The following is a 21,908-nucleotide window of genomic DNA, read 5'->3' as shown; positions in this document are numbered from 1 at the left end:
CCGCTAACCGCAGGACAGCGACTATGCTGAGAGGATATCGGCAGACGAAAAGTATTCACCATCAGGAACGATGTACAGCTCATGGCACTTCACAGCAAAAAGCTCTCTTTTACCCGGCCCATTATGCTCAGCTTCGCGGGGATCCTCTGCAGTTTTGCGGTGATCGCGATCGCGGTGACGCTTTCGCAACGGAAGGATTTTCTTGAGGATTATCATAAGATCAATAGCAACTTCACGCATAACCTGGCGGTGAACTACACCGAATCTATCCTGCGTGAAAACGACTATATCCTGGGCCGTTCCGCGATGTACTTTGCGCGCGACGACAGGCTAAACGAGACGCTCAACGTCAATCCGACGCAGGGACTGCAGATGATGATGCATCTGCAGAACCTGATGCCGACCGTCTCCTCCATCTCGCTGGCGGACACGCAAGGGCATTATCTCCGCGCACCGGAAGTGCTCCCCACGGAGACGAGTAAAACCTTCGATCCCCGGACGCGACCGTGGTTTGTCGCTCAGGCGGAAGCCAGCATCTTCAGCCACTATACCCGTCCTTACATGGACTACTTCACCGGCCATCCGACGGTGACGCTTTATAAGCCTTTGATATCGCCTGAAGGGAGGCTGAAGGGAACGCTCGCTTTCCATCTCGATTTGACCTCAATGGGCTTCACCCTGCGTCAGATGGTGGCGCCCGTTCAGGGGGAATTCTTCGTCGTCGAACGCGATGGTGCCGTGGTGCTGCATCCGGATACCGGCGCGCTCTTCAAGCAGTATGTGAGCGAAGCGCTGATGGATAAAATGACCAGCGGCGAAGGTCATCTTTACGACAAGAAAAGCAACGCCTGGTATTACTACTATTCGTTTACCAACCCGGACTGGTTTGTCATCTACCGGGTATCCGGTGCGACGCTTACCGATATTACCCGCCACGAAACGACAATCGTTGGCTGGGGGTTTGCGCTGGCGGCCATCATCATCATCCTCTTCGGCTTATACCTCCGCCACGCCTCGCGTAGCGTGTTGATGCACATTATCAATGCCATCAAAACCGGCGATGTCAGCGAGGCGCCGCGCCTGGAAGCGATGCTGAGCCACACGATTCAGTCCAATAAAGAGCGCGAAATGGCGTATGTGCGCCAGGCCACCCACGATGCGCTGACGGGCTGTAAAAACCGCCGCGCGTTCGACAGCGATGTCGCAGAGCTGCTGAATACCCAGCAGCCTTTCGCGATGGCGCTGGTGGATATCGATAACTTCAAGTCAATTAACGACACGCTGGGTCACCTGACCGGTGATATCGTTCTGCGCAACGTGGCTCGGGAAGGGATCCAGATTATGCAGCCACATCATGTTTCGGTTTACCGTTATGGTGGAGAAGAGTTCGCGGTCATCTTCCAGGCGGAGCAGATGTCTTCCGCGCTCTCCTTGCTGGAAGCGTGGCGTACCGCCGTTGAAAATCGCGTCTGGCGGGAAGAAAACCTGCGCGTTACGTTCAGCGGTGGTCTTGGAGAGTGGCATTTTGAGCCGCTGGAACAATTCGTCGGAAGCGTTGATAACGCCCTCTACAGCGCCAAACAGCAGGGAAAAAACCGCATCATTCGCACATCCATCAGCTAATCCTCTCTCCTTCACCCTGCCCGTTTCGACGGGCCGGGTACCCGCCAGTGTAAAATTGTAACCGGTTTCAGAAAATCGCCTGTTTCTTTGTGATGCCTGACACACAATCGCGGTAAAGCGGTTGTTGAAGCGGTCTGCACGGGATAATTATCAATAAACACATGTAGATCGAGGCTGATTATGAAGAACATCGTTTTATGCTGTGCAGCGGGAATGTCAACCAGCATGCTGGTTCAACGTATGAAAGATGCCGCGCAGAAAAAAGGGGTTGAAGTCACCATTAAAGCCGTTCCGGTTGCGGAGTTTAAAGACAACATCGCGACGGCCGACATCGTATTACTGGGGCCACAGGTTAAATACGAGCAGGCTAAATTACAGGCACAGGCCGACCCGTTAGGTAAAAAGGTCGCGGTGATCGACATGATGGATTACGGCATGATGAAAGGTGATGCCGTACTGGATAAAGCGCTCAAACTTCTGGAGTCATAATGGAAGACTTAGAAACCACGATTATGGAACTGCTTGTTAACGCAGGTGCAGCGCGCAGTGCGGCCCTGACGGCGTTGCAGATGGCGCGTAAAGGTGAGTTTGACGAAGCTGAAAAAGCGATGGAAGAGTCGCGTGAATATGTGAAGCATGCGCACACCATACAGACGCAGCTTATTGGTCTTGATGAGGGGACCGGGAAACTTCCGGTTAACCTGATCACCGTCCACTCTCAGGATCACCTGATGAACGCCATGGTCATTCAGGACCTGGCAGGCGATATGATTGAGCTTTATCGCCGGATCCCGTTAGTGAATTGAAAACATGCAGATGTAAAAAAACCCGCCGAGGCGGGTTTTTTATTAGCGGCTCAACGATTACTCGTTGTCAGAACCACCCAGACCTGCGTTCAGCAGTTCTGCCAGGCTCGCGGATGCATCTTCAGCAGTCACCTGCGGTGCAGCTGGCAGTTCGCCCGCAGCACGACGACGCATACGATCCTGATGGTACGCATAACCGGTACCAGCCGGGATCAGACGACCCACGATAACGTTCTCTTTCAGACCGCGCAGTTCATCACGTTTACCTGCAACAGCAGCTTCGGTCAGGACACGAGTCGTTTCCTGGAACGATGCTGCAGAGATGAAGGACTCGGTTGCCAGAGACGCTTTGGTGATACCCAGCAGATCGCGCGAGAAGGTCGCACCGATTTTGCCGTTCGCTTCCAGTTCGCGGTTAGCGATCTTGACGCGTGAGTATTCAACCTGCTCGCCTTCCAGGAACTCGGAGCTGCCTGCGTTTTCGATGGTTGCTTTACGCAGCATCTGACGAACGATAACTTCAATGTGCTTATCGTTTATCTTAACGCCCTGCAGACGATAAACGTCCTGTACTTCGTTGGTGATGTAACGCGTTACCGCATGTACGCCACGAAGACGCAGAATGTCGTGCGGCGCTTCTGGACCATCGGAAACCACGTCACCACGTTCTACACGTTCACCTTCGAACACGTTGAGCTGACGCCACTTAGGAATCATCTCTTCGTACGGTTCGCTGCCATCTACTGGTGTGATAACCAGACGGCGTTTACCTTTGGTCTCTTTACCGAAGGAGATGATACCGCTGATTTCAGCCAGGATTGCAGGCTCTTTCGGACGACGCGCTTCGAACAGGTCCGCAACGCGTGGCAGACCACCGGTGATGTCCTTGGTACCGCCGGATTCCTGAGGAATACGCGCCAGGGTGTCACCAGAGCTGATCTGTACGCCATCTTCCAGCTGTACAATCGCTTTACCCGGCAGGAAGTACTGCGCAGGCATATCGGTACCTGGGATCAGAACGTCGTTACCCTGAGCATCAACGATTTTCAGTGCAGGACGCAGATCTTTACCACCGGTAGTACGTTCAGCAGAATCCAGAACCACCAGAGAAGACAGACCGGTCAGCTCGTCGGTCTGACGAGTAATGGTCTGGCCGTCAATCATGTCAGTGAAGCGGATGAAACCACTTACTTCGGTGATAACCGGCATGGTGTGTGGATCCCAGTTTGCAACGGTTTCACCGCCGGCAACCTGCTCGCCATCACCTTTCGCCATAACCGCACCGTAAGGCACTTTATAGCTCTCTTTGGTACGACCGAATTCGTCGATCAGCTTCAGCTCGGTGTTACGGGAAGTGATGACCAGTTTACCGCTGGAGTTCACAACCGACTTCGCGTTGCTGAGCTTGATGCTACCTTTGTTTTTCACCTGGATGCTGGATTCAGCAGCCGCACGAGATGCCGCACCACCGATGTGGAACGTACGCATCGTCAGCTGTGTACCCGGCTCACCGATGGACTGTGCCGCGATAACGCCGATGGCTTCACCTTTGTTGATGATGTGGCCACGCGCCAGGTCACGACCGTAGCAGTGTGCACATACACCAAAGTCGGTGTCACAGGATACAACGGAACGGACTTTCACGGAGTCAACAGAGTTCGCTTCCAGCAGGTCACACCAGTGCTCGTGCAGCAGCGTGTTGCGTGGAACCAGAATGTCTGCCGTACCCGGCTTCAGAATGTCTTCCGCGGTTACACGACCCAGAACGCGATCGCGCAGTGGCTCTTTAACATCACCACCCTCGATAACCGGGGTCATGGTGATACCTTCGAGGGTGCCACAATCGTCTTCGGTCACAACCAGGTCCTGCGCAACGTCAACCAGACGACGCGTCAGATAACCGGAGTTCGCTGTTTTCAGTGCGGTATCCGCCAGACCTTTACGCGCACCGTGCGTGGAGATGAAGTACTGGAGTACGTTCAGACCTTCACGGAAGTTCGCGGTGATTGGCGTTTCGATGATGGAGCCATCTGGCTTCGCCATCAGACCACGCATACCTGCCAGCTGACGAATCTGTGCTGCAGAACCACGCGCACCGGAGTCGGCCATCATGTAAATGCTGTTGAAGGAAACCTGCTGTTCTTCTACGCCGTCACGGTTAATCACGGTTTCGGTCTGCAGGTTATCCATCATCGCTTTGGATACACGATCGTTCGCCGCGGCCCAGATATCGATAACTTTGTTATAGCGTTCGCCCGCGGTAACCAGACCAGACTGGAACTGCTCCTGGATCTCAGCAACTTCGGCTTCCGCTTCAGAGATGATCTCGTGTTTCTTCTCTGGGATGACCATGTCATCGATACCAACAGATGCACCTGAACGCGCTGCATACGCAAAGCCGGTGTACATTGTCTGGTCAGCGAAGATAACGGTCGGCTTCAGACCCAGAATGCGGTAACAGGTGTTCAGCATTTTGGAGATCGCTTTCTTGCCCAGCGCCTGGTTGACGATGGAGAAAGGCAGACCTTTCGGTACGATCATCCACAGAATGGCACGGCCAACGGTCGTGTCTTTCAGGCTGGTTTTCGCAACGAATTCGCCGTTTGCATCTTTTTCGTATTCGGTGATACGCACTTTAACGCGCGCATGCAGAGAGGCCAGGCCAGCGCGATAAATACGCTCAGCTTCTTTCGGGCCAGTCAGCACCATGCCTTCGCCTTTGGCGTTAACACAGTCACGGGTCATGTAGTACAGACCCAGTACAACGTCCTGAGAAGGAACAATGATTGGCTCACCGTTCGCTGGAGACAGGATGTTGTTGGTAGACATCATCAGCGCACGCGCTTCGAGCTGGGCTTCCAGCGTCAGCGGTACGTGAACAGCCATCTGGTCACCATCGAAGTCGGCGTTATATGCCGCACAAACCAGCGGGTGCAGCTGAATAGCTTTACCTTCGATCAGGACCGGCTCAAATGCCTGGATACCCAGACGGTGCAGGGTTGGTGCACGGTTCAGCAGTACCGGGTGTTCGCGGATCACTTCGTCCAGGATATCCCAAACGACAGCTTCTTCACGCTCAACCATTTTCTTCGCGGCTTTGATGGTGGTGGCCAGGCCACGCAGTTCCAGCTTGCCGTAGATGAACGGTTTGAACAGCTCCAGTGCCATTTTCTTCGGCAGACCGCACTGATGCAGACGCAGGTATGGACCTACGGTGATTACAGAACGACCGGAGTAGTCAACACGCTTACCGAGCAGGTTCTGACGGAAACGACCCTGTTTACCTTTGATCATGTCGGCCAAAGATTTCAGAGGACGTTTGTTAGAACCGGTGATCGCACGACCACGACGACCGTTATCCAGCAGGGCATCTACCGCTTCCTGCAGCATACGTTTTTCGTTGCGTACGATGATGTCCGGGGCAGCCAGATCCAGCAGACGTTTCAGACGGTTGTTACGGTTGATCACGCGACGATACAGATCGTTCAGATCGGACGTTGCGAAACGACCACCATCCAGCGGAACCAGTGGACGCAGATCTGGCGGCAGAACCGGCAGAACGGTCAGGATCATCCACTCTGGCTTGTTACCAGACTGAACGAACGCTTCCAGCAGTTTGATACGCTTGGTCAGCTTTTTACGCTTGGTTTCGGAGTTGGTTTCGTTCAGCTCTTCACGCAGCTGCTCGCACTCTTGCTCCAGATCCATGCTCTTCAGCAGGGCCTGAATAGCTTCCGCACCCATCTTCGCGTCGAATTCGTCACCGAACTCTTCCAGCGCGTCCAGATACTGCTCTTCAGTCAGGATCTGATGACGTTCCAGGTTCGTCATCCCGCCTTCGATAACCACATAAGATTCGAAGTACAGAACACGTTCGATATCACGCAGCGGCATATCCAGCAGCAGACCGATACGGGACGGCAGGGATTTCAGGAACCAGATGTGAGCAGTCGGAGACGCCAGCTCGATGTGGCCCATACGCTCACGGCGTACTTTGGTCTGGGTCACTTCAACGCCGCACTTCTCACAGATCACACCACGGTGTTTCAGGCGCTTGTACTTACCGCACAGGCACTCGTAATCTTTTACTGGCCCGAAAATACGCGCACAGAAAAGGCCGTCACGCTCAGGTTTGAACGTACGGTAGTTGATGGTTTCCGGCTTTTTAACTTCACCGAAAGACCATGAACGGATCATGTCTGGCGAAGCCAGAGCAATTTTGATCGCATCAAACTCTTCGGTTTTAGTCTGCGCTTTCAGAAACTTTAATAAATCTTTCACGGATTTGCTCCCGTCGGAGTTAGCACAATCCGGTGCCGGGGATTAACCCGGCACCAGTGACCTGTTTGAGCGAGAATTACTCGTCTTCCAGTTCGATGTTGATACCCAGCGAACGAATCTCTTTCAACAGAACGTTGAAGGATTCTGGCATGCCCGGTTCCATCTGATGGTTGCCGTCCACGATGTTTTTATACATCTTGGTACGACCGTTCACGTCATCAGACTTAACGGTGAGCATTTCCTGCAGGGTGTATGCCGCGCCGTATGCTTCCAGCGCCCACACTTCCATCTCCCCGAAGCGCTGACCACCGAACTGTGCCTTACCACCCAGCGGCTGCTGAGTAACCAGGCTGTAAGAACCGGTAGAACGAGCGTGCATCTTGTCGTCGACCAGGTGGTTCAGTTTCAGCATGTACATGTAACCTACGGTTACCGGACGTTCGAACTGTTCACCGGTACGGCCGTCAAACAGCGTAATCTGACCAGACGTTGGCAGACCACCCAGTTGCAGCAGCTCTTTAATTTCAGCTTCTTTTGCACCGTCGAATACCGGCGTTGCAATTGGCATACCTTTGCGCAGGTTCTCTGCCAGACGCAGCACTTCTTCATCGCTGAAGGTGTTCAGGTCGACTTTCTGACGCACGTCGGTACCCAGATCGTAGGCACGCTGGATGAATTCGCGCAGTTTCGCGACTTCCTGCTGCTGTTTCAGCATGGCGTTAATCTTGTCGCCGATGCCTTTCGCAGCCATACCCAGGTGAGTTTCCAGGATCTGACCAATGTTCATACGAGACGGTACGCCCAGTGGGTTCAGTACGATATCTACCGGCGTACCGTTAGCATCGTGCGGCATATCTTCGATCGGGTTGATCTTAGAGATAACACCCTTGTTACCGTGACGACCTGCCATCTTATCACCAGGCTGGATCTGACGTTTAACAGCCAGATACACCTTAACAATCTTCAGCACGCCTGGTGCCAGATCGTCGCCCTGAGTGATTTTGCGGCGTTTCGCTTCGAGTTTTTTCTCGAACTCGTGTTTCAGTTCGTCATACTGCTCAGCCAGCTGTTCCAGCTGATTTTGTTTCTCTTCGTCGGTCAGGCCCAGTTCCAGCCAGCGATCGCGTGGCAGTTTGTCGAGCTTCTCAGCTTCAACGCCACCGGCAACCAGCACCGCATAGATACGGCTGAACAGACCCGCTTCGAGGATCTGCAGTTCTTCAGACAGGTCTTTCTTAGCCTGTTTGAGCTGCATCTCTTCGATTTCCAGCGCACGCTTATCTTTCTCAACGCCGTCACGAGTGAAGACCTGAACGTCGATAACCGTACCGGAAACACCGTTTGGTACGCGCAGAGAAGAGTCTTTAACGTCAGACGCTTTCTCACCGAAGATGGCACGCAGCAGTTTCTCTTCTGGCGTCAGCTGGGTTTCACCTTTAGGCGTAACCTTACCTACCAGAATGTCGCCGCCGGTCACTTCCGCACCGATGTAAACGATACCTGATTCATCCAGTTTGGAGAGCGCAGCTTCACCCACGTTAGGGATGTCAGCGGTGATCTCTTCTGGCCCCAGCTTGGTGTCACGGGACACACATGCCAGTTCCTGAATGTGGATGGTGGTGAAACGATCTTCCTGAACCACACGCTCGGAGACGAGGATGGAGTCTTCGAAGTTGTAACCGTTCCACGGCATGAACGCTACGCGCATGTTCTGACCGAGCGCCAGTTCACCGAGGTCGGTGGACGGACCGTCTGCCAGCACGTCGCCGCGCTCAACTGGCTCACCCAGAGATACGCAAGGCATCTGGTTGATACAGGTGTTCTGGTTAGAACGGGTGTATTTGGTCAGGTTATAAATGTCGATACCTGCTTCGCCCGGATACATCTCGTCTTCGTTAACTTTGATAACGATACGGGATGCGTCGACGTACTGAACGGTACCGCCACGCTTAGCAACTGCAGTAACACCGGAGTCAACGGCAACAGCACGTTCCATACCGGTACCAACCAGCGGCTTATCAGCGCGCAGAGTTGGAACGGCCTGACGTTGCATGTTCGCACCCATCAATGCACGGTTGGCGTCATCGTGTTCCAGGAACGGGATCAGGGACGCACCGACGGATACCACCTGCTGGGTGGATACGTCCATGTAGTCAACCTGGTCGCGGCTGAACAAGCTGGATTCGCCTTTGCTACGGCAGGTCACCAGATCTTCTACAAAGTGGCCTTCGTCATCCAGGTTGGAGTTCGCCTGAGCGATAACGTAGTTGCCTTCTTCGATAGCAGACAGGTAGTGAATTTCGTCGGTTACAACACCGTCAGTCACTTTACGGTACGGCGTCTCAAGGAAACCGTATTCGTTCGTCTGTGCGTACACGGACAGGGAGTTGATCAGACCGATGTTTGGACCTTCAGGCGTTTCGATTGGACATACGCGACCGTAGTGCGTCGGGTGTACGTCTCGAACTTCAAAGCCTGCACGTTCACGGGTCAGACCGCCTGGGCCGAGTGCAGAGATACGACGTTTGTGCGTAATCTCAGACAGCGGGTTGTTCTGGTCCATGAACTGAGACAGCTGGCTGGAACCAAAGAACTCTTTCACTGCTGCAGAAATCGGCTTGGCGTTGATCATATCCTGAGGCATCAGGGTATCCAGATCGCCCAGAGACAGACGCTCTTTCACCGCACGCTCTACACGCACCAGGCCAACGCGGAACTGGTTTTCCGCCATTTCGCCGACGGAACGGATACGACGGTTGCCGAGGTGGTCGATATCGTCCACTTCGCCTTTACCGTTACGGATATCGATGAGCTTCTTCATCACTTCGATGATGTCGTCTTTGCTCAGGATACCGGAACCTTCAATTTCGTCGCGCAGCAGAGAACGGTTGAACTTCATACGACCAACCGCAGACAGATCGTAGCGGTCTTCGGAGAAGAACAGATTCTCGAACAGGCTTTCCGCCGCTTCGCGAGTTGGTGGCTCACCAGGACGCATCATGCGGTAGATTTCAACCAGCGCACTCAGACGATCGGTCGTTGGGTCGACGCGTACCGTCTCAGAGATGTACGGACCGTGGTCCAGATCGTTGGTGAACAGCGTTTCGATACGTTTGTGGCCAGCCTGACTCAGCTTAGCCAGCAGATCCAGGCTCAGCTCCATGTTCGCCGGGCAGATCAGCTCGCCAGTTGATTCATCAACGTAATCTTTCGCGGCTACTTTTCCTGCAATGTATTCAACCGGAACTTCGATGTGTTTGATATCATCTTTTTCCAGCTGGCGGATGTGGCGCGCGGTGATACGGCGACCTTTTTCCACATACACTTTGCCGTCGGCTTCGATGTCGAACGACGCGGTCTCACCACGCAGACGTTCCGGCACCAGCTCCATCTGCAGCTTGTTGTCGCGGATTTCAAAGATCACTTTCTCAAAGAACAGGTCCAGGATCTGCTCAGTGGTATAGTTCAGTGCACGCAGAATGATGGTTGCAGGCAGTTTACGACGACGGTCGATACGGACAAACAGGTTGTCTTTTGGATCGAACTCGAAGTCCAGCCAGGAACCACGGTAAGGAATGATGCGTGCGTTATACAGTACTTTACCGGAAGAGTGTGTTTTACCTTTATCGCTGTCGAAGAAGACGCCCGGGCTACGATGCAGCTGGGAAACGATAACACGCTCAGTACCGTTGATAACGAAAGTACCGTTGTCTGTCATGAGTGGAATTTCACCCATGTAGACTTCTTGTTCTTTAATGTCTTTTACGGTGCCTTCCGGCGCTTCGCGCTCGTAGATCACCAGACGCAGTTTTACGCGCAGCGGTGCGGAATAGGTCACGCCACGGATCTGACATTCCTGAACGTCAAACACCGGTTCGCCAAGGCGGTAGCTGACGTACTGCAGCTCGGAGTTACCGCTGTAGCTCTGAATCGGGAACACGGAGCGGAAGGCTGCTTCCAGACCGTACTGCCCTTCAGGATCTTGCTCGATAAACTTCTGGAACGAGTCAAGCTGGATAGAAAGGAGATATGGAATGTCCAGAACTTGTGGACGTTTACCAAAATCCTTACGAATACGTTTTTTCTCGGTATAGGAGTAAACCATAGGGTTCCTCAGCTCGCTGACAAGTCGACCCATCTGTCCGACGAAGGGACAGTTTGTGCAACACCATTTTGTGGACCGGAAAATTGAATACTTTCCGCAATACCTGTTGCTATCACGCTTAAATCATTTCGTCGCGATTTACACAGAGCGAGCACCCTGTCGCAATATATTAAGTCGTCGATAGAAACATGCATTGTCAGGACAATCAGCAGTCAAACAGTGTGAAATGCTACTGATGCCTTACAGCGCAAAAAGGCTGGTGACTAAAAAGTCACCAGCCATCAGCCTAATGACTTAGGCTGCAACCAGAAAAGTTGGCTTATTTAACTTCAACTTCAGCGCCAGCTTCTTCCAGAGATTTTTTCAGTGCTTCTGCGTCGTCTTTGCTCACGCCTTCTTTCAGCGCAGCTGGAGCAGATTCTACCAGGTCTTTAGCTTCTTTCAGACCCAGGCCAGTTGCGCCACGTACTGCTTTGATAACAGCAACTTTGTTCGCGCCAGCAGCTTTCAGAATTACGTCGAATTCAGTTTTTTCTTCAGCAGCTTCAGCCGGGCCCGCAGCTACAGCTACAGCAGCAGCAGCAGAAACACCGAATTTTTCTTCCATTGCAGAAACCAGCTCTACAACGTCCATTACGGACATAGCTGCTACTGCTTCAATGATTTGATCTTTAGTGATAGACATTTAAATTGTTCCTGAAAATCAGAATAAGTTTATACGTAAGCAAATGCTTTATAAAGATAACTGCGATTAAGCAGCTTCTTTCGCATCGCGTACAGCAGCCAGAGTGCGAACCAGTTTGCCAGCCGCAGCTTCTTTCATGGTTGCCATCAGGCGTGCAATTGCTTCTTCGTAGGTCGGCAGGGTTGCCAGGCGATCGATTTGCGATGCCGGGATCAACTCACCTTCAAAGGCTGCAGCTTTGACCTCAAATTTTGCATTCGCTTTCGCGAACTCTTTGAACAGACGAGCAGCAGCGCCCGGGTGTTCCATAGAGTATGCAATCAGGGTCGGACCAACAAACGTGTCTTTCAGGCACTCGAACTGAGTACCTTCAACTACGCGGCGCAGCAGGGTGTTACGAACAACACGCATGTATACGCCAGCTTCACGACCTGCTTTACGCAGTTCAGTCATTTTGTCTACAGTAACGCCACGGGAATCCGCAACTACTGCAGACAGCGCGCCTTTGGCTACTTCGCTGACTTCAGCAACAATCGCTTGTTTGTCTTGAAGATTTAAAGCCATTAGCTTTGCTCCTGGATGTTTGCCGGAACTCATGTTCCGGAACTCACTTCACTCTTCCCAACGGAAAGAGCGTCTTAATACGGTGAGCAGAAACAAGCCAGAGTATCCAAAAATAATCTTAGCGTTCTGTCACCGTCTACGCAGGGGATTAAGTCTCTTGCGAAACACCTGCGGTCTTCGACGGAGGCCTGGATTAGGCCAGGCTCCAACGAACAAATCTTTTAGCCGCTAACTTTTGTTAGCAAACGTGGGGGTAAGATTGTAGACAAAATCACCGCCCACGTAAAGGCATTAGTTTGCAGCAGCGCTCAGGCCAGCCTGGTCAACTGCAACACCTGCACCCATGGTGGTGGAGATGCTAACTTTCTTGATGTACACGCCTTTCGCCTGAGTTGGTTTTGCTTTTTTCAGCGCAACCAGCAGAGCTTCCAGGTTTTCTTTCAGTTTGTCAGCGTCAAAGTCCACTTTACCGATGGTGGTGTGGATGATGCCGTTTTTGTCGTTACGATAACGAACCTGACCTGCTTTAGCGTTCTTAACCGCTTCAGCAACGTTAGGCGTTACAGTACCCACTTTCGGGTTTGGCATCAGGCCGCGTGGACCCAGAACCTGGCCCAGCTGGCCAACAACGCGCATTGCATCTGGAGAAGCAATAACAACGTCAAAGTTCATTTCGCCTTTCTTGATCTGATCAGCCAGATCTTCCATACCTACCAGTTCAGCGCCGGCAGCTTTAGCAGCTTCAGCGTTTGCACCCTGAGCAAATACAGCTACACGTACGGAACGGCCAGTACCGTGTGGCAGTACAGTTGCGCCACGAACGTTCTGATCAGATTTACGCGCGTCGATGCCCAGGTTAACGGCAACGTCAACGCTTTCAACGAACTTAGCAGTTGCCAGTTCTTTCAGCAGAGCGATAGCTTCGTTGATGTCGTACTGTTTGGTCGCATCAACTTTGTCACGGATCACGGACATGCGCTTGGTCAGTTTAGCCATTTCTTAGTCCTCCACTACCAGGCCCATGGAACGTGCAGTACCTTCGATTGAGCGAGTCATCGCTTCAATGTCGGCACCAGTCATGTCGGCAGCTTTGGTCTGCGCGATTTCCTGCAGCTGAGCGCGGGAAATTTTACCCACTTTGTCTTTGTTCGGTTTACCGGAACCAGACTTGATACCAGCCGCTTTCTTCAGCAGAACTGCTGCTGGAGGGGTTTTGGTAACGAAAGTGAAAGAACGGTCAGCGTAAACAGTGATTACGACTGGGATTGGCAGACCTTTTTCCAGGGATTCAGTTTTTGCGTTGAACGCTTTACAGAATTCCATGATGTTCACACCCTGCTGACCCAGAGCTGGACCAACTGGTGGACTTGGGTTCGCCATACCAGCTGCAACCTGCAGCTTGACGTAGGCTTGTACTTTCTTAGCCATTCTAAAATCCTCTGATTGGGTAATAGCGCCTCAGTGAGGCTCCCCGTGAATAAAATTCGTTTTACGGGCCGGGCCCATAAAAACAAAAGGCGCGAAATTGTATTCCAATCTCGCGCCCTGTGCAACGATTAAATCGTCGCTTTTTTGATCGCTGCTTAGGCTTTTTCGACCTGAGCAAAGTCCAGTTCTACCGGGGTCGCACGACCGAAGATAGATACAGAAACTTTCAGGCGGGACTTCTCGTAGTCCACTTCTTCAACGACGCCGTTAAAGTCAGCAAACGGACCGTCATTAACACGCACCATTTCACCCGGTTCAAACAGCGTTTTCGGACGCGGCTTATCACCAACCTGCTGCAGGCGGTTCATAATCGCATCCACTTCTTTGTCGCTGATTGGCGCCGGACGGTCAGACGTGCCGCCGATAAAGCCCATCACGCGCGGTACGCTGCGCACCAGGTGCCAGCTCGCGTCGTTCATCACCATCTGAACCAGCACGTAACCCGGGAAGAATTTGCGTTCGCTTTTGCGACGCTGGCCGCCACGGATCTCGACCACTTCTTCGGTCGGAACCATAACTTCGCCAAATAACTCTTCCATGTTGTGTAATTTGATATGCTCACGCAGCGACGTTGCTACGCGGCCTTCAAAACCGGAAAACGCCTGAACGACGTACCAGCGCTTTTTAGGGGCTTCAGACATCTCAGAACCTCAGGCCAGTGATAAAGGATACCAGGCGAACCAGAATACCATCCAGTCCCCACAGGATCAGTGACATTACAGCGGTAACCGCCGCTACGATCAGCGTGGTGTGCAATGTTTCCTGGCGAGTCGGCCAAATTACCTTACGGACTTCGGTACGCGCTTCGCGAGCAAAAGCGACAGTCGCTTTGCCTTTCGTCGTCAACAGCGCGACACCACCCGCTGCAGCAATCAGAATTACCACTGCAAGCGCGCGTAGCGGCAGCATCATGTCACGATAAAGGTAGTTGCCGACAATCGCTACGATCAGCAGAACGGCTACTACTACCCATTTCATCGCTTCCAGGCCGCGCCCGCTCCCTTGAGCTTCGGTATTCGCACTCATAAACCAACCTGTCAGAAGTATTCTACAAACATTTTCACCCCGCGATTGCGAGGCAAACCAAATCGAAATGCTAATTCGCTTTTCGAATTATACGCTCTCTGCAGAGCCTGTCTCAGCAATGATTATGACAAAAATAATCACTGATGAGCCAGGTTCTGACGTGAAAGCGTGCAAAAAGGGCATCAAATGATGCCCTTTTATTGCGCATTGCGTCAAATGTTATCAGCAATTAGCCGAGAACTTTAGCAACCACGCCCGCGCCAACGGTACGGCCACCTTCACGGATTGCGAAACGCAGACCGTCGTCCATCGCGATTGGGTGGATCAGCGTCACAACCATCTTGATGTTGTCGCCTGGCATTACCATCTCAACGCCTTCTGGCAGTTCGATGGTACCGGTCACGTCAGTAGTACGGAAGTAGAACTGTGGACGGTAGCCTTTGAAGAACGGAGTATGACGGCCGCCTTCGTCTTTGGACAGGATGTACACTTCAGATTCGAACTTGGTGTGCGGCTTGATTGAGCCTGGCTTAGCCAGAACCTGACCACGTTCGATTTCTTCACGTTTGATACCACGCAGCAGAACACCAACGTTCTCACCAGCACGGCCTTCGTCCAGCAGTTTGCGGAACATTTCAACGCCAGTACAGGTAGACTTCGCAGTCTCTTTGATACCAACGATTTCAACTTCTTCACCAACTTTGATGATACCGCGCTCTACACGACCGGTAACAACGGTACCACGACCGGAGATGGAGAATACGTCTTCGATTGGCAGCAGGAATGGCTTGTCAATCGCACGCTCTGGTTCTGGGATGTAAGAATCCAGGAAGCCAGCCAGTTCGATGATTTTCGCTTCCCACTCTGCGTCGCCTTCCAGCGCTTTCAGAGCAGAACCACGAACGATTGGGGTATCATCGCCTGGGAAATCGTACTGAGACAGCAGTTCACGAACTTCCATCTCTACCAGTTCCAGCAGCTCTTCGTCATCAACCATGTCGCACTTGTTCAGGAACACGATGATGTAAGGAACGCCTACCTGACGACCCAGCAGGATGTGCTCACGAGTCTGAGGCATTGGGCCGTCAGTCGCAGCAACAACCAGGATCGCGCCGTCCATCTGCGCAGCACCGGTGATCATGTTTTTAACATAGTCGGCGTGGCCTGGGCAGTCTACGTGTGCGTAGTGGCGAGTCGGGGTGTCGTACTCAACGTGAGAGGTGTTGATGGTGATACCACGAGCTTTTTCTTCTGGTGCGTTATCGATCTGGTCGAATGCACGAGCAGAACCACCGTAGGTTTTTGCCAGAACGGTAGTGATTGCAGCGGTCAGCGTTGTTTTACCATGGTCAACGTGGCCGATAGTACCGACGTTAACGTGCGGTTTTGTACGTTCAAACTTTTCTTTAGACATCGATTGTCCCTCTAAGACACGGATAAATCGGTGATATCACCACATCAACCAGGCGAAATGCCTGAATTGTTGAATACAGTAAAATTGAAACAGAGAGAAACGGGAAGGAGAAGTGAAGTGGTGCTGATACCCAGAGTCGAACTGGGGACCTCACCCTTACCAAGGGTGCGCTCTACCAACTGAGCCATATCAGCACGTATTGGAGCGGGCAGCGGGAATCGAACCCGCATCATCAGCTTGGAAGGCTGAGGTAATAGCCATTATACGATGCCCGCATCCTGAAACTCGGCTACCCAGTTCTTTCTGTAACAAAAAAAGAGATTTCTCTCTTTTTCAGTTTGAGCTGGCTAATTTTTCCAACCAGCTCCGGCGGCATTTACGCTGCCAGAAAGTGGTGGTGGGGGAAGGATTCGAACCTTCGAAGTCTGTGACGGCAGATTTACAGTCTGCTCCCTTTGGCCGCTCGGGAACCCCACCGGACTTGATGGTGCCGACTACCGGAATCGAACTGGTGACCTACTGATTACAAGTCAGTTGCTCTACCTACTGAGCTAAGTCGGCATCAAGTAGCGCGCATTCTATGGATACCTGCGCGGTCATGCAACTAAAAATTTGCATAAAACGTTCTTTCGCTCACATTTTATGCGAACGAAGCGCTAAGCGCTGTAAAAGTAGTCATTGCGGGTCAAATAATCAACATGCACGCGTGATTTACACTATATACACCATAGCGTGACGGCTTCCGCGTAACGCAGCGCTATCCATCTTTTTTCTTATTATTCCTGCCATCTGGTGTTAACCTCCTGCCCATTGTCCAAAATTAACTGTGTGATGAGCCACGATCCGGCAGTGTAGCGCTGGCTCATTGAAGCATGCTTATGAGCAAAAAAGAGCAAACGTTAATGACGCCTTATCTTCACTTTAACCGCAGCCAGTGGGCTGCCCTGCGTGATTCCGTCCCTATGACGCTGACGGAAGGTGAAATCGCACGGTTAAAAGGGATAAACGAAGATCTGTCCCTTGAAGAGGTGGCAGAAATTTATCTCCCCCTCTCTCGCTTGCTTAACTTCTATATCAGCTCGAACCTGCGTCGTCAGGCGGTGCTGGAGCAGTTTCTCGGGACGAACGGTCAACGAATTCCTTATATCATCAGTATCGCAGGCAGCGTGGCCGTGGGTAAAAGTACCACCGCACGCGTTCTGCAGGCGCTGTTGAGCCGCTGGCCGGAACACCGCAGCGTGGAGCTGATCACGACCGACGGCTTCCTGCATCCAAACGAAGTCTTAAAAGAACGCGGGCTGATGAAGAAGAAAGGCTTCCCGCTCTCTTATGATATGCACCGTCTGGTGAAATTTGTCTCCGACCTGAAATCCGGCGTGCCTCACGTAACAGCGCCGGTCTATTCGCACCTGATCTACGATCGCATCCCGGGTGGGGATAAAACGGTGGTCCAGCCGGATATTCTCATTCTGGAAGGTCTGAACGTGCTGCAAAGCGGCATGGACTATCCTCACGACCCGCATCACGTCTTTGTCTCGGATTTCGTCGATTTCTCTATTTATGTCGATGCGCCGGAAGACCTGCTGCAGAACTGGTACATCAACCGCTTCCTGAAGTTCCGCGAAGGGGCCTTCACCGATCCGGACTCCTATTTCCACCACTATGCTCAGCTGTCTGAAGAAGAAGCGATCAATGTGGCCACGGGACTGTGGAATGAGATCAACTACGTGAACCTCAAAGAGAACATCCTGCCGACGCGCGAGCGTGCGAGCCTGATCCTCACCAAGAGCGAGAAGCACGCCGTCGACCAGATTCGCCTGCGGAAATAATAAAGCAGGCATAAAAAAACCGGCTTAGCGCCGGTTTTTTTCGTTATGCATGCGGCTTCTCGCCATTTTCATCCTGATCGACCGCAAAGCAGGCCACCAGCTGGCCGCCATAATCCTTCAGTTGCGGCTGTAGCTGGGTGCAGGGGCCAAAGCGGCGGCTGCAGCGGGCATTGAATGCACATCCCGGCGGCGGATTCAGCGGGCTTGGCAGCTCTCCCGTCAGCTTAATACGCTCACGACGATCGTCCGGGTTCAGACGCGGCGTCGCGGACAGCAGCGCCTGGGTGTACGGGTGGCGAGGGTTATTAAAGATCTGGTCTTTGGTCCCCTTCTCCACGCAGCGCCCCAGATACATCACCATCACTTCATCGGCAATATGCTCTACCACCGACAGGTCGTGGGAGATGAACACGTAAGAGAGTCCCAGCTCCTGCTGCAGATCCATCATCAGGTTCAGCACCTGCGCACGCACGGAGACATCGAGCGCCGACACCGGCTCGTCGGCAATCACTACGTCCGGGTCAAGCATCAGACCGCGTGCGATGGCGATACGCTGACGCTGGCCGCCGGAGAACATATGCGGATAGCGGTCGTAATGCTCGGTTTTGAGGCCGACCTTCGCCATCATCGCCAGCGCTTTTTCACGGCGCTGCTCTTTGCTCAGATTGCTGTTAATCAGCAGCGGTTCTTCCAGAATCTGCCCCACTTTTTTACGCGGGTTCAAAGAACCATACGGGTTCTGGAACACAATCTGGATTTTCTGGCGACGCAGCTTCTGCGCCTGCGGATCGTGCTTGAGCAGATCCTGGCCCTGATAATAAAGTTCACCGCCGGTCGGCACTTCAATCATCGTCAGCAGACGGCCCAGCGTCGATTTCCCGCAGCCTGACTCTCCCACCACCGCCAGCGTTTTACCGCGTTCGAGGTTAAAGGAGACGCCGTCCAACGCTTTCACCAGGCGTTCAGGGGCAAACAGTCCCTTCTTCACTGGGTAATATTTTTTCAGGTCGATGGCCTGCAACAGCGGCTGTTGCGTGGTGGCCTGTTGCGTACTCATAGTGTTGGCCTCCCGGCATCATCGAGTGGGTAGTGGCATTTCGACTGACGACCGTCAGCCAGCTGGTTCAGCTCTGGCTCTTCCGTCCGGCATTTGTCCGTCGCATACGGACAGCGCGGATTGAGCAGACAGCCCTGCGGACGGTCATATTTACCCGGCACCACACCCGGCAGCGATGCCAGACGCGCTTTATCCTGAGCAAACTCCGGCAGCGCGCGTAAAAGCGCCTGGGTATACGGGTGACGCGGCGCGCGGAAGATATCGTGTGAATTTCCGGTCTCGACCACCTGGCCGGCATACATCACGATGATTTTGTGCGCGGCTTCGGCCACCAGCGCCAGATCGTGCGTAATCAGCACCAGCGCCATGTTCTCTTTCTGCTGCAGCTCCAGCAGCAGCTCGATGATTTGTGCCTGAATGGTCACATCCAGCGCCGTCGTCGGTTCATCCGCAATCAGCAGCTTTGGCCGACAGGCAATTGCCATGGCGATCATCACGCGCTGGCTCATCCCGCCGGAAAGCTGGTGCGGGTAAACGTCCAGACGCGAAGCCGGGTCAGGAATACCCACCTGGTTCAGGAGATCGATCGCCCGCTGACGACGGGTTTTCTTATTCCCGCCCTGGTGCACCTTAATCGCTTCCATAATCTGGAAACCGACGGTGTAGCATGGGTTCAGGCTGGTCATCGGATCCTGGAAAATCATCGCCACTTCCGCGCCCACCAGCTGGCGGCGCTGTTTTTCAGAAATGCGCTTCAGGTCCTGACCGTTGAACTGCAGGTTTTCCGCCATCACGCGGCCCGGGTAATCAATCAGCCCCATGATCGCCAGCGAGCTGACGGACTTACCGGAACCGGACTCTCCAACGATACCCACCACTTCGCCCTGATTTACGCTGTAGCTGATGCGGTCCACGGCGCGAAACGGGGTGCCTTCATCGCCGAAGTGCACCGATAATTTATCTACATTTAATAACGCCATCTCGTGCCTCTTACTGCTTCAGTTTGGGATCAAGCGCATCACGCAGGCCATCACCCATCAGGTTAAATGCCAGCACCGTCAGCAGGATTGCCAGACCCGGGAAGGTGACAACCCACCAGGCGCTTTGTGCGAACTGCAACACGTCGGAGAGCATGGTGCCCCACTCCGGTGTTGGCGGCTGCGCACCCATGCCCAGGAAGCCAAGAGCGGCCATATCAAGAATGGCGTTAGAGAAACCGAGCGACGCCTGAACAATCAGCGGCGCAAGGCAGTTCGGGAAGATATTGACAAACATCTGGCGCATCGCACCGGCCCCCGCTACGCGAGACGCCGTGACGTAGTCGCGGTTCACTTCCACCAGCACCGCCGCGCGGGTTAAACGCACGTAGTGAGGAAGCGCCACGAACGTCAGCGCCAGGGCGGCGTTGCCGATCGACGGACCGAAGATCGCCACCAGCACCAGCGCCAGCAGCAGGCTTGGCAGCGCCAGCATGATGTCGACGATACGCATGATGATGTTATCAACAATGCCGCCGAAGTAACCGGCAACCAGACCCAGTACGATCCCCATAATCAGGGATAACACCACCACCAGACAGCCGACCAGCAGCGACAGGCGCGCACCGTACATCAGACGCGACAGCACATCGCGGCCCACATCATCGGTCCCCAGCAGGTGCGCCAGGCTACCGCCGTCCTGCCAGGCAGGAGGGGAGAGCAACGCATCGCGGAACTGGTCCGCCGGGTTGTACGGCGCAAGCACGTTCGCAAATACCGCAATCAGGATCATGATAGCGACATACACCAGCCCCACCACCGCGCCTTTGTTGCGCTTGAAGTAGTGCCAGAACTCCTGCATCGGCGTCATCGGAACCGGTGCAGCAACAACTTTGTTTTCAGAAACCTGTGACATGATGGCCCCTTACTTCTTATGACGAATACGCGGGTTCACCACGCCGTACAGCAAATCGACCAGCAGGTTGACGAGGATAATCATCGTCGCGACCAGCAATACACCGCCCTGCACAACCGGATAGTCACGGCGCTGCAGCGCGTCAATCAGCCAGCGGCCCAGGCCCGGCCAGGAGAAGATGGTTTCGGTCAGGATCGCCCCCGCCAGCAACGTCCCCACCTGGAGACCGATAACGGTCACTACCGGCAGCATGGCGTTACGCAGCGCATGGACGATGATGACGCGCATACGCGTCAGGCCCTTGGCGCGGGCGGTGCGGATGTAATCCTCACCCAGCACTTCCAGCATCGATGAACGAGTCATACGGACGATCACCGCCAGAGGAATGGTGCCCAGCACCATGGCAGGCAGGATCATATGCGCGACGGCATCCATGAAGTTGCCCTCTTCACCCCAGATAGCCGTATCAATCAGCATAAAGCCGGTGAGCGGGTTGGAGTCGTCCAGGAAGACCATATCGCTGACGCGCCCGGAAACTGGTGTCAGGTTAAGCTGCACCGAGACCAGCATGATCAGCATCATACCCCACCAGAAGATAGGCATGGAGTAGCCGGTCAGCGCGAGGCCCACGGCGGTATGGTCAAAAATAGAGCCACGCTTGACGGCAGCCAGTACCCCAACAGGGATACCCACCGCGGTGGCGAAAATCATGGCGCAGACGCCAAGCTCCAGTGTCGCTTTAAAACGCGGCACGAACTCGTCCCACACCGGAAGACGGCTTTTCAACGAAATCCCTAAATCACCGTGCAGCACGCCCCAGATATAGTGGAGATACTGCTGCCACATCGGCTTATCGAGACCGAGTTCAGCCAGCAGCTGTGCATGGCGCTCAGGGGAAATACCACGCTCGCCCGCCATAATCATTACCGGGTCGCCGGGGATCATATGGACGAAGGCAAAAGTGAGAAGGGTGATACCGATAAACGTGGGGATAACAAGTCCCAGACGTCGGAGGATGAACTGCAACATAACCCGGATTCTCTCTGATGACGCACGACCAGTGGCGTGACGTCTGTATTGCTCACAAATCTTATCCCCTCTCCTTTCAGAGAGAGAATTAAGCACTGCTGCCGGGTG

Annotated in this window: 17 protein-coding genes and 4 tRNA genes; 4 read left to right on the top strand and 17 right to left on the bottom strand. The window is 53.6% G+C overall.

What is annotated here, in order from left to right; translation table 11 throughout:
• The first annotated feature begins 81 nt into the window (after window positions 1–81).
• From V1572_RS03925 to V1572_RS03915, 3 genes are all read left to right on the top strand, one after another.
• Window positions 82–1,623, top strand: a complete 1,542-nt coding sequence (locus V1572_RS03925; protein WP_048030764.1) for a sensor domain-containing diguanylate cyclase — start codon at window positions 82–84, stop codon at window positions 1,621–1,623.
• 180 nt (window positions 1,624–1,803) lie between these two features.
• On the top strand, window positions 1,804–2,112 hold the full coding sequence (locus V1572_RS03920) for a PTS sugar transporter subunit IIB (RefSeq protein ID WP_008503456.1): 309 nt from the start codon (window positions 1,804–1,806) through the stop codon (window positions 2,110–2,112).
• Window positions 2,112–2,429 (top strand): PTS lactose/cellobiose transporter subunit IIA, encoded by a 318-nt coding sequence (locus V1572_RS03915; protein ID WP_008503455.1) that lies wholly within the window; start codon window positions 2,112–2,114, stop codon window positions 2,427–2,429. Before V1572_RS03920 ends, V1572_RS03915 begins: the two co-directional genes overlap by 1 nt.
• A gap of 57 nt (window positions 2,430–2,486) precedes the next feature.
• Here the strand turns inward: V1572_RS03915 and rpoC are convergent, their stop codons facing one another.
• The 13 genes from rpoC to V1572_RS03850 all read right to left on the bottom strand — a co-directional run bounded on the left by rpoC (window position 2,487) and on the right by V1572_RS03850 (window position 16,553).
• Entirely contained in the window at window positions 2,487–6,710 is a 4,224-nt protein-coding gene (rpoC, locus tag V1572_RS03910; protein ID WP_045909523.1) for a DNA-directed RNA polymerase subunit beta', read from the bottom strand.
• A 76-nt stretch (window positions 6,711–6,786) separates the two neighbouring features.
• A complete protein-coding gene (rpoB, locus tag V1572_RS03905; protein ID WP_045909524.1) occupies window positions 6,787–10,815 on the bottom strand; it encodes a DNA-directed RNA polymerase subunit beta in 4,029 nt (1,342 codons plus the stop codon).
• Between the two features lie 319 nt (window positions 10,816–11,134).
• Entirely contained in the window at window positions 11,135–11,500 is a 366-nt protein-coding gene (gene rplL, locus V1572_RS03900) for a 50S ribosomal protein L7/L12 (RefSeq protein ID WP_002445276.1), read from the bottom strand.
• 66 nt (window positions 11,501–11,566) lie between these two features.
• Window positions 11,567–12,064, bottom strand: coding sequence for a 50S ribosomal protein L10 (rplJ, locus tag V1572_RS03895; RefSeq protein WP_003862338.1), 498 nt, complete (start codon window positions 12,062–12,064; stop codon window positions 11,567–11,569).
• A gap of 291 nt (window positions 12,065–12,355) precedes the next feature.
• Entirely contained in the window at window positions 12,356–13,060 is a 705-nt protein-coding gene (gene rplA, locus V1572_RS03890; RefSeq protein ID WP_006810530.1) for a 50S ribosomal protein L1, read from the bottom strand.
• Window positions 13,061–13,063: 3 nt separating this feature from the next.
• Window positions 13,064–13,492, bottom strand: coding sequence for a 50S ribosomal protein L11 (gene rplK, locus V1572_RS03885; protein ID WP_008503452.1), 429 nt, complete (start codon window positions 13,490–13,492; stop codon window positions 13,064–13,066).
• A gap of 155 nt (window positions 13,493–13,647) precedes the next feature.
• The gene (gene nusG, locus V1572_RS03880; RefSeq protein ID WP_003862341.1) at window positions 13,648–14,193 is read right to left on the bottom strand and encodes a transcription termination/antitermination protein NusG; all 546 of its coding nucleotides are present in this window, start codon (window positions 14,191–14,193) and stop codon (window positions 13,648–13,650) included.
• A 1-nt stretch (window position 14,194) separates the two neighbouring features.
• Window positions 14,195–14,578, bottom strand: coding sequence for a preprotein translocase subunit SecE (gene secE / locus V1572_RS03875; RefSeq protein WP_003862342.1), 384 nt, complete (start codon window positions 14,576–14,578; stop codon window positions 14,195–14,197).
• A gap of 229 nt (window positions 14,579–14,807) precedes the next feature.
• Window positions 14,808–15,992 (bottom strand): elongation factor Tu, encoded by a 1,185-nt coding sequence (gene tuf, locus V1572_RS03870; protein WP_014830236.1) that lies wholly within the window; start codon window positions 15,990–15,992, stop codon window positions 14,808–14,810.
• Between the two features lie 118 nt (window positions 15,993–16,110).
• A tRNA-Thr gene (locus V1572_RS03865) sits at window positions 16,111–16,186 on the bottom strand.
• Between the two features lie 6 nt (window positions 16,187–16,192).
• A tRNA-Gly gene (locus V1572_RS03860) sits at window positions 16,193–16,267 on the bottom strand.
• A 117-nt stretch (window positions 16,268–16,384) separates the two neighbouring features.
• Window positions 16,385–16,469: transfer RNA gene (locus V1572_RS03855), tRNA-Tyr, on the bottom strand.
• Between the two features lie 8 nt (window positions 16,470–16,477).
• Window positions 16,478–16,553, bottom strand: a tRNA-Thr gene (locus tag V1572_RS03850).
• Between the two features lie 317 nt (window positions 16,554–16,870).
• Here V1572_RS03850 and coaA point away from each other — a divergent pair.
• Complete coding sequence (gene coaA / locus V1572_RS03845) at window positions 16,871–17,821, top strand: type I pantothenate kinase (protein WP_021242480.1); 951 nt, start codon at window positions 16,871–16,873, stop codon at window positions 17,819–17,821.
• Between the two features lie 43 nt (window positions 17,822–17,864).
• Here the strand turns inward: coaA and dppF are convergent, their stop codons facing one another.
• Genes dppF through dppB form a run of 4 tightly spaced genes read right to left on the bottom strand, consistent with a single transcriptional unit; the run spans window position 17,865 to window position 21,800 of the window.
• Window positions 17,865–18,878 (bottom strand): dipeptide ABC transporter ATP-binding subunit DppF, encoded by a 1,014-nt coding sequence (gene dppF / locus V1572_RS03840; protein ID WP_032644494.1) that lies wholly within the window; start codon window positions 18,876–18,878, stop codon window positions 17,865–17,867.
• Window positions 18,875–19,858: a dipeptide ABC transporter ATP-binding protein gene (gene dppD, locus V1572_RS03835; RefSeq protein WP_047746334.1), complete on the bottom strand. Its 984-nt coding sequence runs from the start codon at window positions 19,856–19,858 to the stop codon at window positions 18,875–18,877. The genes dppF and dppD overlap by 4 nt, the downstream gene beginning before the upstream one ends.
• Before the next feature lie 10 nt (window positions 19,859–19,868).
• Entirely contained in the window at window positions 19,869–20,771 is a 903-nt protein-coding gene (gene dppC / locus V1572_RS03830; RefSeq protein WP_048028029.1) for a dipeptide ABC transporter permease DppC, read from the bottom strand.
• Between the two features lie 9 nt (window positions 20,772–20,780).
• On the bottom strand, window positions 20,781–21,800 hold the full coding sequence (dppB, locus tag V1572_RS03825; RefSeq protein ID WP_008502770.1) for a dipeptide ABC transporter permease DppB: 1,020 nt from the start codon (window positions 21,798–21,800) through the stop codon (window positions 20,781–20,783).
• Between the last annotated feature and the right edge of the window lie 108 nt (window positions 21,801–21,908).

This window comes from Enterobacter quasiroggenkampii, assembly GCF_043972695.1.
Classification (GTDB): domain Bacteria; phylum Pseudomonadota; class Gammaproteobacteria; order Enterobacterales; family Enterobacteriaceae; genus Enterobacter; species Enterobacter quasiroggenkampii.
The sequence above is the reverse complement of the archived record's forward strand: the minus strand, read 5'-3'. Positions and strand labels throughout refer to the sequence as shown.